7 protein-coding genes are annotated in these 12,037 nt (G+C 70.5%); 5 read left to right on the top strand and 2 right to left on the bottom strand.

The window, feature by feature from the left end:
* Positions 1–291 precede the first annotated feature (291 nt).
* The 3 genes from metH (at position 292) to HTV45_RS13385 (ending at position 6,696) form a co-directional block, all read left to right on the top strand.
* Positions 292–3,804, top strand: coding sequence for a methionine synthase (gene metH, locus HTV45_RS13375; protein ID WP_215205958.1), 3,513 nt, complete (start codon positions 292–294; stop codon positions 3,802–3,804).
* A 140-nt stretch (positions 3,805–3,944) separates the two neighbouring features.
* Positions 3,945–4,646, top strand: coding sequence for an HAD family phosphatase (locus tag HTV45_RS13380; protein ID WP_215205959.1), 702 nt, complete (start codon positions 3,945–3,947; stop codon positions 4,644–4,646).
* Positions 4,647–5,088: 442 nt separating this feature from the next.
* The gene (locus HTV45_RS13385; protein ID WP_215205960.1) at positions 5,089–6,696 is read left to right on the top strand and encodes an ABC transporter substrate-binding protein; all 1,608 of its coding nucleotides are present in this window, start codon (positions 5,089–5,091) and stop codon (positions 6,694–6,696) included.
* A 558-nt stretch (positions 6,697–7,254) separates the two neighbouring features.
* On the opposite strand, the gene HTV45_RS13390 is transcribed toward HTV45_RS13385, so the two are convergent.
* Both HTV45_RS13390 and HTV45_RS13395 read right to left on the bottom strand, forming a co-directional pair.
* The gene (locus HTV45_RS13390) at positions 7,255–7,926 is read right to left on the bottom strand and encodes a response regulator transcription factor (RefSeq protein ID WP_103542479.1); all 672 of its coding nucleotides are present in this window, start codon (positions 7,924–7,926) and stop codon (positions 7,255–7,257) included.
* Between the two features lie 14 nt (positions 7,927–7,940).
* The gene (locus HTV45_RS13395) at positions 7,941–8,885 is read right to left on the bottom strand and encodes a RecB family exonuclease (RefSeq protein ID WP_215205961.1); all 945 of its coding nucleotides are present in this window, start codon (positions 8,883–8,885) and stop codon (positions 7,941–7,943) included.
* A 191-nt stretch (positions 8,886–9,076) separates the two neighbouring features.
* Here HTV45_RS13395 and HTV45_RS13400 point away from each other — a divergent pair, with 191 nt between their 5' ends.
* Together HTV45_RS13400 and HTV45_RS13405 are read left to right on the top strand one after the other, a co-directional pair.
* A complete protein-coding gene (locus HTV45_RS13400; protein WP_215205962.1) occupies positions 9,077–10,807 on the top strand; it encodes a site-2 protease family protein in 1,731 nt (576 codons plus the stop codon).
* Between the two features lie 118 nt (positions 10,808–10,925).
* Positions 10,926–11,828 carry a tRNA (adenine-N1)-methyltransferase gene (locus tag HTV45_RS13405; protein ID WP_103546381.1) on the top strand — a complete coding sequence of 301 codons (903 nt, stop codon included), beginning with the start codon at positions 10,926–10,928 and terminating at the stop codon, positions 11,826–11,828.
* Positions 11,829–12,037 lie beyond the last annotated feature (209 nt).

Below are 12,037 nucleotides of genomic sequence, written 5' to 3' on the forward strand. Positions count from 1 at the left end.
GTACTGCCTCCGTCCCCTTCGATCACCGTCCGCGACGTCGGCGCCGCCGTTCGGCAATGCCGAACACTACCGGTCCATGTCGGCTCCCCGCCAACGGTCGGCGGGCATCGGTTCCGCAACTCCTGTTCCGTGCACCGTGTCCCGGCCATCATCGTCCGCCCTCTGGACGTCCTGAACATCAGGGCGCGCTCCCGGATACCCTGACGGCGTGCGCCCTGCCGGAAAGCGCGAACAGAAGCTTCCCGGACAGCCGCAAAGCCGACAGCCGTCGCACCTGAGGGAGCCCCTTTCATGGCCTCGTCGCCGCTGACCCCTTCCGCCGACAGCCGGACCCGCGTGTCCGCTCTCCGAGAGGCACTCGCCACCCGCGTGGTGGTCGCCGACGGAGCGATGGGCACCATGCTCCAGGCCCAGGACCCCACCCTCGAGGACTTCCAGGACCTCGAGGGATGCAACGAGATCCTGAACGTGACCCGTCCGGACATCGTCCGTTCGGTCCATTCCGAGTACTTCGCCGCGGGAGTGGACTGCGTCGAGACCAACACCTTCGGCGCCAATCTCAGCGCCCTGGGCGAGTACGACATCGCCGAACGGGTCACCGAACTGTCCGAGGCGGGTGCCCGGATCGCCCGCGAGTCGGCGGACGAGTTCGCCGCCCGGGACGGCCGGCCCCGCTGGGTCCTGGGCTCGATGGGACCGGGCACCAAGCTGCCCACCCTCGGCCACACCACCTTCGCCGCCATCCGCGACGCCTACCAGCAGAACGCCGAAGGGCTGCTCGCGGGCGGCGCGGACGCGCTGCTGGTGGAGACGACCCAGGATCTGCTGCAGACCAAGGCCTCCGTCGTGGCCGCCCGGCGTGCGATGGAGATCGCCGGATTCGAGGTCCCGCTGATCGTGTCGGTCACGGTGGAGACGACGGGCACCATGCTGCTCGGCTCCGAGATCGGCGCCGCGCTCACCGCGCTGGAGCCGCTCGGCATCGACATGATCGGCCTGAACTGTGCGACCGGTCCGGCCGAGATGAGCGAGCATCTGCGCTATCTGGCCCGGCACTCGCGCGTGAGACTGTCCTGCATGCCGAACGCGGGTCTGCCCGAGCTGACCAAGGACGGTGCGCGCTACCCGCTCTCCCCGGCAGAGCTGGCGGACGCCCAGGAGAACTTCGTACAGGACTACGGTCTGTCCCTGGTGGGCGGCTGCTGCGGTACGACGCCCGAGCACCTGCGACAGCTCGTCGAGCGGGTGAGCGATCTGGCACCGCGGGAGCGCGACCCGCGCCCGGAGCCGGGCGCCGCCTCGCTCTACCAGACCGTCCCCTTCCGTCAGGACACCGCGTACCTGGCGATCGGCGAGCGGACGAACGCCAACGGGTCGAAGAAGTTCCGGGAGGCGATGCTGGAGGGCCGCTGGGACGACTGCGTGGAGCTGGCCCGCGAGCAGATCCGCGAGGGTGCGCACATGCTCGACCTGTGTGTCGACTACGTCGGGCGGGACGGCGTGGCCGACATGGAGGAGCTGGCGGGGCGGTTCGCGACCGCTTCCACCCTGCCGATCGTGCTGGACTCCACCGAGGTGGACGTCATCCGGGCGGGGCTGGAGAAGCTGGGCGGCCGCGCGGTGATCAACTCGGTGAACTACGAGGACGGCGCCGGGCCGGAATCGCGCTTCGCCCGGGTCACCGAACTGGCCAGGGAGCACGGGGCCGCGCTGATCGCGCTGACCATCGACGAGGTGGGACAGGCCCGTACGGCGGAGAAGAAGGTGGAGATCGCCGAGCGGCTGATCGACGACCTGACCGGGAACTGGGGCATCCACGAGGCGGACATCCTCATCGACTGCCTGACGTTCACCATCTGCACCGGTCAGGAGGAGTCGAGGGGAGACGGTCTGGCGACCATCGAGGGCATCCGCCGGCTCAAGGAGCGTCACCCCGAGGTGCAGACGACCCTCGGCCTGTCGAACATCTCCTTCGGTCTCAACCCGGCCGCCCGGATCCTGCTGAACTCCGTCTTCCTGGACGAGTGCGTCAAGGCCGGCCTGGACTCCGCGATCGTGCACGCCTCGAAGATCCTGCCGATCGCGCGGTTCAGCGAGGAAGAGGTCACCACGGCCCTGGACCTCATCCACGACCGCCGCCGTGAGGGTTACGACCCGCTGCAGAAGCTCATGCAGTTGTTCGAGGGCGCCACCGCCAAGTCGCTGAAGGCGGGCAAGGCCGAGGAGCTGGCCTCGCTGCCGCTGGAGGAGCGCCTCAAGCGCCGCATCATCGACGGGGAGCGCAACGGTCTGGAGGCCGATCTGGACCAAGCGCTCACCGAGCGTCCGGCCCTGAAGATCGTCAACGACACGCTGCTGGACGGCATGAAGGTGGTGGGTGAGCTCTTCGGCTCCGGCCAGATGCAGCTGCCGTTCGTGCTCCAGTCCGCCGAGGTGATGAAGACCGCGGTGGCGCATCTGGAGCCGCACATGGAGAAGACCGACGAGGCCGGCAAGGGCACCATCGTGCTGGCCACCGTCCGCGGCGATGTGCACGACATCGGCAAGAACCTCGTCGACATCATCCTGTCGAACAACGGCTACACCGTGGTCAACCTGGGCATCAAGCAGCCCGTCTCCGCGATCCTGGACGCCGCCGACCAGCACAAGGCGGACGTCATCGGCATGTCCGGCCTGCTGGTCAAGTCCACCGTGATCATGAAGGAGAACCTCGAGGAGCTCAACCAGCGCGGACTCGCGGCCGACTACCCCGTCATCCTCGGCGGTGCCGCGCTGACCCGCGCCTACGTCGAACAGGACCTCCACGAGATCTACCGCGGTGAGGTCCGGTACGCCCGCGACGCCTTCGAGGGCCTGCGGCTGATGGACGCGCTCATCGGCATCAAGCGCGGTGTTCCCGGTGCCCAGCTGCCCGAACTGAGGCAGCGCCGGGTCCGCGCGGCCACCGTGGAGATCGAGGAGCGCCCCGAGGAGGGGCACGTCCGCTCGGACGTGGCCACCGACAACCCGGTCCCCGACCCGCCGTTCCGGGGCACCCGGGTGATCAAGGGCATCCAGCTCAAGGAGTACGCGAGCTGGCTCGACGAGGGCGCCCTGTTCAAGGGGCAGTGGGGCCTGAAGCAGGCCCGTACCGGCGCGGGACCGACGTACGAGGAGCTCGTCGAGACCGAGGGACGGCCGAGACTGCGCGGGCTCCTGGACCGGCTCCAGACGGACAACCTGCTGGAGGCGGCCGTGGTCTACGGCTACTTCCCGTGCGTCTCCAAGGACGACGACCTGATCGTCCTGGACGAGCAGGGCAACGAGCGCACCCGCTTCACCTTCCCCCGCCAGCGCCGCGGCCGCCGGCTCTGCCTGGCGGACTTCTTCCGCCCGGAGGAGTCCGGCGAGACCGACGTCGTGGGCTTCCAGGTGGTCACGGTCGGCTCCCGCATCGGCGCGGAGACCGCGCGGATGTTCGAGGCCAACGCCTACCGCGACTACCTGGAGCTGCACGGGCTGTCGGTGCAGCTGGCCGAGGCCCTCGCCGAGTACTGGCACGCGCGGGTCCGTTCCGAACTGGGATTCGCGGGGGAGGACCCGGCCGCGATGGAGGACATGTTCGCCCTGAAGTACCGGGGCGCCCGGTTCTCCCTCGGCTACGGCGCCTGTCCGGACCTGGAGGACCGTGCGAAGATCGCCGCTCTGGTGGAGCCGGAGCGCATCGGCGTCGAGCTCTCCGAGGAGTTCCAGCTGCACCCCGAGCAGTCCACGGACGCCATCGTGATCCACCACCCGGAGGCCAAGTACTTCAACGCGCGCTGAGGCGCCCGCGCGGGCGCCCGTGGACCGTCGCACGCGTCACATCAGGCGTTCCGGTCCCGCACGACGTACACTTGTCGGTCCACCGCAGGCCGGTTCCCCTCGTGGGAACCGGCCTGATCGTCCCTCAAGGAGGTATGTGGATGACCAGTACGGTCCCCGCGCTCGGAACTCTTCACTCCGGAGGCTCGGCCCTCCAGGCCGTGCTCCTCGACATGGACGGCACCCTGGTGGACACCGAGGGCTTCTGGTGGGACGTCGAGAAGGACGTCTTCGCCTCCCTCGGCCACACCCTCGACGACGCCTGGCGCCATGTGGTGGTCGGCGGCCCGATGACCCGCAGCGCCGGGTTCCTCATCGAGGCGACCGGTGCCGACATCGGTCTCGCCGAACTGACGGTGCTGCTCAACGACGGCTTCGAGGACCGTATCGACCGCGACCTGCCGCTGATGCCGGGCGCAGCGCGGCTGCTCGCCGAGCTGTCGGAGTACGAGATTCCGACGGCGCTCGTCTCCGCCTCCCACCGGCGCATCATCGACCGGGTGCTGACCACGCTGGGCCCGCGGCATTTCGCGCTCTCGGTCGCGGGTGACGAGGTGCCGCGCACCAAGCCGCACCCCGACCCGTACCTCGCGGCGGCCGCCGGACTCGGTGTGGATCCCGTGCGGTGCGCCGTCGTGGAGGACACCGTGACCGGGGTGACCGCCGGCGAGGCGGCGGGCTGCCAGGTCGTGGCGGTGCCCTCGGTGGGACCGATCCCACCGGCCGACCGGCGTACGGTCGTCCCCTCGCTGGAAGTCGTGAACCTGACATTCCTGCACGGTCTGATGACCCAAATGCGCTAGGTGTTCACTTAGCGTACGGTGGCCGCGGAAAGCGGAATTCGTGGCTCTCGGTTCCCGGTGACGGGATGTTGCCCGAAAGGAATCGTTCCGGTGGCCGATGGCCGACTTCCCGCCCGGATCGGCTTTTTTCACATGTGAGGTTCACCACATGGAAGAAGGTCGACAACGATGTCCGGGTGTGCCGTCCGTCCGATTTCGGACGTCACGGGTGCGCCTTTGTGTCCCGATTGATGGGAAGGTGCACTAATCCTTCCCCGGGTACCTTCGCCGATGCGTTCACACCCGGTTTCACTGCGTGATGAGCCGCCAACTCCGGCTGCCGCGAACCGTCCTGCGGGTGCGGACTAATGTCGTCGCGAGAACCTCGCCCCCATCCCTGTGATCCGCTGCAACAACCCGCATGCCGGATACACGGAGTCGACAGTCCTGGAGAAACTCGAGCATGAACCGTAAGACTTTGGTGCTGGCGGCCGCGATGGGCCTGCTCGCGCCGGTGCTCGCCGCCTGCGGCGACACCGACGGCGGGAGCGGCGACGGTGATGCGATCGTCGTGGGCACCACGGACCGGTTCACCGCATCCAAGGAAGAGGGCCCCGCGCCCCTCGACCCGGCCTGGGCCTACGACGTCGGTACCTGGAACATCCTGCGGCAGACCGTCCAGACCCTGATGGTCCAGCCCAGGGGCGACGGTGAGCCGGTGCCCGAGGCCGCCGAGTCGTGCGGATTCACCGACGCCGGCAACGAGCGCTACAGCTGCACCCTGCGTGACGGCCTCAAGTTCGCGAACGGCGACGAGATCACCGCGCAGGACGTGAAGTTCTCCATCGACCGGGCCCTCGCCATCAAGGGCGACAGTGGCGTCTTCGCGCTGCTGTCCACCATCGACACCGTCGAGACGCAGGGCGACCGCGAGGTGATCTTCCACCTCAACAGCGCCGACGCCACCTTCCCGTACAAGCTGTCCACCCCGGTCTCGGGCATCGTCAACCCGGACGCCTACGAGAAGAACAAGCTGCGCGAGGGCTTCGAGGTCGACAGCTCCGGTCCGTACACCCTCGACAGCACGGTCGAGGACGGCGTGATGGTCCGGGCCACCTTCATCAAGAACCCCCACTACAAGGGTGCGCTGGAGGTGAACAACGACAAGGTCGAGATGGTCTCCTTCGACGACTCGGACGCCATGGGCGAGGCGCTGGAGAAGGGTGAGATCCACCTGATGAACCGCAGCATGTCGCCGGAGCAGATCCAGAAGCTCAGCACCGCCACCGACGGGGAGATCGAGGTCGTCGAGTCGCCCGGCCTGGAGATCCGCTACCTGGCCTTCAACACCGAGGCCGAGTCCGTGGAGGACAAGGCCGTCCGCCAGGCGATGGCCCAGGTCATCAACCGCAGCGAACTGGTCGGCAAGGTCTACGGCTCCCAGGCCCAGCCGCTGTTCTCGCTCGTCCCCGCAGGCGTCACCGGCCACTCGAACGCGTTCTTCAACAAGTACGGCGACCCGAGCGTGGCCAAGGCCCGTGAGCTGATGGAGGACGCCGGCATCAGCACCCCGGTGCGGCTGACCCTGCACTACACGCACGACCACTACGGTCCCGCCACCAAGGGCGAGTTCGAGCAGCTGAGCAAGCAGCTCAACGACAGCGGCCTGTTCGAGACCGACATCAAGAACGAGACCTGGGACAAGTACAAGAAGGCCGCTCAGGACGGCAAGTACGACGTCTACGGCATGGGCTGGTTCCCCGACTACCCGGACGCCGACGCCTTCACGGCGCCGTTCCTCGACAAGGACAACTTCCTCAACTCGCCGTACGCGAACAACGAGATCATCAAGAAGCTGATCCCGGAGTCGCGCCGCCAGGCCGACCGGCTGTCCGCCTCCGACAGTCTCACGGAGATCCAGGACATCGTCGCCCTGGACGTTCCCGTGCTGCCCCTGTGGCAGGGCAAGCAGTACGTCGCCACGCGTGACGACATCACCGGTACCGCGTACGCGCTCAACTCGTCCTCCACGCTCCAGCTCTGGGAGCTCGGCCGCGGCGTCAGCGACTGACGATCCGTACCGGCTCCGACAGGTGGCGGGCCGGGGCAACGGAACGAGACGAGGCGCAGCACGTGAATCCGTGCGGCCAGGGGCCGGTCCCGCCGATCGTGGCGGGGTCGGCCCCCGGCCGTCTGCCGAGCGGCTGTGGCACCGGGAACGGTGGCGGTGGAGCGGGCGGCTCCGGCGTCGTGGTGGGGATGTCCGGCGACGTCCTCGCCACCGACCCGGCCTCGGGCTGCGACCCCGGCTCCCGGCTGTTGTCCGACGACGTCTTCCAGCCGCGCTCGGCTTCCCCGGGGAGCCGAGCCGCAGCCGGACGCCGCCGAGGCTGCCTCCCGGACACCGGCACCCGCACCCGCACCCGCACCCCGCGCGCGGGACGGGCCGGAGTCCGCCGACGGTGAGCCGCTCACCGCGAAGGACGTGAGGTTCGCCTTCGACCGCATGCGGAAGACCAGCGACCTCGACGTCATGTCCCCCCCCAAGACGTCACCACCCCCGACGCGAGGACGGTCGTCTCCTGGGAACCGCGCCAGGTCCGACACCCGCGGCCCTACGACGAGGGCGCTACTGTGCGCCGGGGCGCACCAGGCCGCTCTCGTAGGCGTACACCGCCGCCTGCACCCGGTCACGCAGGCCCAGCTTGTTCAGCACATGCCCGACGTGGGTCTTGACGGTGGTCTCACTGACGAACAGATCGGCGGCGATCTCCGCGTTGGACAGCCCGCGGGCCACCAGCTTCAGCACCTCGACCTCACGGTCGGTCAGCGTGTGCAGGGTGTCCGGTACCGGTTCGTCACCGGACGGCAGGTGAGTGGCGTACTTGTCCAGCAGCCGGCGCGTGATGCTCGGCGCGAGCATCGCCTCCCCGGCGGCCACCACGCGGATCGCCTGCACCAGTTCATTGGCGGGGGCGTCCTTGAGCAGGAAGCCGCTGGCCCCCGCCTTCAGCGCCTCCACCACGTACTCGTCGAGATCGAACGTTGTCAGCACCAGCACCTTCGCCGGCCCGTTCCGTTCCGGCCCGGTGATCTGCCGGGTCGCCTCCACCCCGTCCATCCGCGGCATGCGGATGTCCATCAGGACCACATCGGGCTGCAGCGCCCGCACCTGGTCCAGGGCCTGAAGGCCGTCTCCGGCCTCGCCGACGACCGCGAGATCCTGCTCGGCCTCCAGAATCATCCGGAACCCGGTGCGCAGCAGCGGCTGGTCGTCGACCAGTAGGACGCGGATGGCCACGTAAGTCTCCTTCGCTAGTCCGGTCCCATTCTGCCCTGGTGCTCCCCGCCGGACTCAGCCGCCCTCACCGGGAGCGGATACGGAGGGGGAGTGCCGCCGAACTCCGGGCAGTGCGCCTGGTGGTCGCACCAGCCGCACAGCTTCGTCGGACGCGGCCGCCAGTCGCCCGTCTCGGTCGCCAGCCGGATCGCCTCCCACAGCGCGAGCAGCTTGCGCTCTACCCGCTCCAGATCGGCCGGGACCGGGTCGTAGGTCACCACGTCACCGCTGCCCAGATACACGAGCTGGAGCCGGCGCGGGATCACCCGCTTCAGCCGCCACACCACCAGCGCGTAGAACTTCATCTGGAACAACGCCCCCTCCGCGTACTCCGGGCGCGGGGCCTTGCCGGTCTTGTAGTCGACGATCCGCACCTCGCCGGTGGGCGCCACGTCCACCCGGTCGATGATCCCGCGCAGCCGCAGCCCGGAGTCCAGCTCCGCCTCGACGGACAGCTCCCGCTCGGCGGGCTCCAGCCTGCTCGGATCCTCCAGCCCGAACCAGCGCTCCACCAGCGTCTCGGCCTGGGCCAGCCAGCGCGCGAGCCGCTCGCCCTCCGGATCGTCGGCGAACAGCTCCACGACCTCCGGACGGGACTCGCGCAGCCGGTCCCACTGGCCCGGGACCAGCGCCTTCGCCCGCGGCACGGTGCGCTCGGCCGCAGGAGCGTCGAAAAGGCGCTCCAGCACCGCGTGCACCAGCGTGCCCCGGGTCGCCGCCTCGCTCGGCTTCTCCGGCAGCCGGTCGATCACCCGGAAGCGGTACAGCAGCGGGCACTGCATGAAGTCACTCGCGCGCGAGGGGGACAGTGAGGCGGGCGCCGTGGCGCGGGCCCCGGTCACCACGACCGGGTCCGCCGCCGCCTCTGCCGTGACCGGTCCGCTGTCGGGCCGCGTCGCGCCCTCGGTGCTCGTCTCCATGCCCACAGACCTTACGGCCCGCCACCGACAACGCGGCGTGAGCGAAGGGAGAGGAGGGGGAAGAAGGGAAAGAAGGGGAAGGAGGGGAAGAGACAAGGGTGCCGGGGGGAACGAGCGGCGATCGCCGCATACCATCGACGTGAGACCTCCCGTCCGGCAGGCGCGGGACAGCAGCGAACGAGGGGACACCGGTGGATGTAAGCGGCGGGCGCGGGCAGCCGCGGCCCGGCAACGACGAGTCGGCCGAGCACGCGGGATCCGGGGTCCCGGCCGCCGGCGAAGCCGTCCACGCGTCCGGTGAACACCCGGAGCCCCCCGCCGGCACGCGTCCCCGAGACACCCCGTCACCCTCTGCCGCGTCCGCCGGCGGCGCCCCGGCGCCGGAGCCGGGCCGTCACGACCGCAAGGACACGGGAACCGGCACCCCGGCGCAACCCTCTCCCGCCCCCGCAACGCACCACGAGCCCCCGCCCCCGGAAGCGGCCCGCCCGGCCGCCGGCACCGGCCCTCACGGGCCCGCCGGAACCGGTGCCGCAGGTGAGGGCGCGGGGGCCGGTGTCCCCGGCCGGCGGGCTCCCGTGCCCCGGGGGGACGAGGAGCGTCCGGTGTCCGGAGAGGGGCGCCACGAGGGGCCCGCGTCCGGTGCGCCGGTGACCCGGCCCGGTGGGCCGGAGGACGACGGCCCTCACGGCGTTCCCGGGCCGCAGCATGCCGACCGGCCGTTCGCCCACGGCGGCGGCAAGGGGAACCGGCCGCAGCGGCCCGAGGAGCGGCGGCGCGGCGGGCTGCTCATGGGGCGGCCGTTCGGCGTCCCCGTGTACGTGGCGCCCAGCTGGTTCCTCGTCGCCATCCTCATCACCTGGGTGTTCGGCGGGCAGATCGACCGCGTGCTGCCCGAGCTCGGTGCCGTCAGCTATCTGGTCTCCCTGTTCTTCGCGGTCGCCTTCTACGCCTCCGTCCTGGTCCACGAGCTCGCCCACACCCTCGCCGCGCTCCGCTTCAAGCTGCCGGTGCGCCGGATCCAGCTGCAGTTCTTCGGCGGCGTCTCGGAGATCGAGAAGGAGGCCGAGACGCCCGGCCGGGAATTCGTACTGGCGTTCGTCGGTCCGCTGCTCTCGCTGGTGCTGTCGGGCATCTTCTACCTCGCCCTCCTGGCCGTCGACCCCAGCAGCGTCCCGGGCGTCCTGCTGGCCGGTCTGATGATCTCCAACCTCATCGTCGCCGTCTTCAACCTGCTGCCCGGTCTCCCGCTCGACGGCGGCCGTATGCTCCGCGCCGTCGTCTGGGCGATCAGCGGCAAGCCGATGACCGGTACCGTCGCCGCCGCCTGGGTCGGCCGCGCCCTCGCCGTCGCCGTACTGATCGGCCTGCCGCTGCTGACCCAGTCGGGAGTCCTCGGCTCCGACGCCGTGGACAACGTCGGCATGGACACCGTCCTGGACGCCCTGCTCGCCGCCATCCTCGCCGCGATCATCTGGACCGGCGCCGGCAACAGCCTGCGCATGGCCCGTCTGCGCGAACACCTCCCCGAGCTGCGCGCCCGCAACCTCACCCGCCGCGCGGTGCCGGTCGAGACCGACACACCCCTCTCCGAGGCCCTGCGCCGCGCCAACGCCTCCGGCGCCCGCGCCCTGGTGGTCGTCGACCCCGACGGCACGCCCCTCTCCCTGGTCCGCGAGGCCGCCATCGTCGGCGTACCGGAACACCGCCGGCCCTGGGTCGCGGTCAGCGGACTCGCCCAGGACCTCACCGACGGCATGCGCGTCTCCGCCGAGCTCGCCGGGGAGGACCTGCTGGACGCCCTGCGCGCCTCACCGGCCACCGAGTACCTCGTGGTCGAGGACACGGGCGAGATCTACGGCGTCCTGTCCGCGGCGGACGTGGAACGCGCCTTCGTCAAGGCGATGGCCCGGCCCAGCTGAGCCGCGCACCCGGCCGCGTGAGCCGCGCACCCGGCCGCGGCGGAACCGCACCCGGTACCCGCGGCCCACCGCCCGCAGCCGGTCCGGACCGGTCCCGCGGAACCGGTAAGCTGCTCACATGTCCGAACCGACCGGTGCCGCCCGCAGGCGCGGGCCCTTCAAGGTCGGGGACCAGGTTCAGCTGACCGACCCCAAGGGCCGCCACTACACGTTCACGCTCGAGGCCGGGAAGAATTTCCACACCCACAAGGGTTCCTTCCCCCACGACGAACTGATCGGTGCTCCCGAGGGCAGCGTCGTCCGCACCACCGGGAACGTCGCCTACCTCGCGCTGCGCCCCCTGCTCCCCGACTATGTCCTGTCCATGCCCCGCGGGGCCGCCGTCGTCTACCCGAAGGACGCGGGCCAGATCCTCGCCTTCGCCGACATCTTCCCCGGCGCGCGCGTCGTGGAGGCGGGCGTGGGCTCCGGCTCACTCAGCAGCTTCCTGCTGCGCGCCATCGGCGACCAGGGCATGCTGCACTCCTACGAGCGCCGCGAGGACTTCGCCGACATCGCCCGGCAGAACGTCGAGCGGTACTTCGGCGGCCCGCACCCCGCCTGGCAGCTGACCGTGGGCGACCTCCAGGACAACCTGTCCGACCCCGACGTCGACCGCGTCATCCTCGACATGCTCGCCCCCTGGGAGTGCCTGGACGCCGTCTCCAAGGCGCTCGTGCCCGGCGGCATCCTGTGCTGCTACGTCGCCACCACCACCCAGCTCGCCCGGACCGTGGAGTCCATCCGCGAGATCGGCTGCTTCAACGAGCCGACCTCCTGGGAGTCGATGATCCGCAACTGGCACATCGAGGGCCTCGCCGTCCGCCCGGACCACCGGATGATCGGCCACACCGGCTTCCTGCTCACCGCCCGCCGCCTCGCCGACGGCGTCGAGCCGCCCATGCGCCGCCGCCGCCCCGCCAAGGGTGCCTACGGCGAGGACTACGCCGGGCCCAACGCCGACGGCGGCACCGCCCGCTGACCCGCCCGCCGGCCCGGCAACCCATGGGCGCCGTGCCGCAGTTCCCCGCAATCGCCCGGAACTGCGGCACGGCGCCCATCGCGTTGACACGGCGACCGGCCGGCGCGGAACCACCCGGCCCCCCACCGGAGCCGCCCGCCCCGCCGTCCCCTGCACCGAAACCGCACACCCCGCCGTTCCCTCCGGACTGTGACGTGTGGCACGATGCT

Source organism: Streptomyces sp. CHD11 (assembly GCF_018638295.1).
In the GTDB taxonomy this organism is placed as follows: domain Bacteria; phylum Actinomycetota; class Actinomycetes; order Streptomycetales; family Streptomycetaceae; genus Streptomyces.

Bases quoted from the DNA above. Each gene is read 5' to 3' on its own strand.
- HTV45_RS13385 (WP_215205960.1), top strand. From the start codon at position 5,089: ATGAACCGTAAGACTTTGGTGCTGGCGGCCGCGATGGGCCTGCTCGCG.
- HTV45_RS13405 (WP_103546381.1), top strand. From the start codon at position 10,926: ATGTCCGAACCGACCGGTGCCGCCCGCAGGCGCGGGCCCTTCAAGGTC.
- HTV45_RS13395 (WP_215205961.1), bottom strand. From the start codon at position 8,885: ATGGAGACGAGCACCGAGGGCGCGACGCGGCCCGACAGCGGACCGGTC.
- HTV45_RS13380 (WP_215205959.1), top strand. From the start codon at position 3,945: ATGACCAGTACGGTCCCCGCGCTCGGAACTCTTCACTCCGGAGGCTCG.
- metH (WP_215205958.1), top strand. From the start codon at position 292: ATGGCCTCGTCGCCGCTGACCCCTTCCGCCGACAGCCGGACCCGCGTG.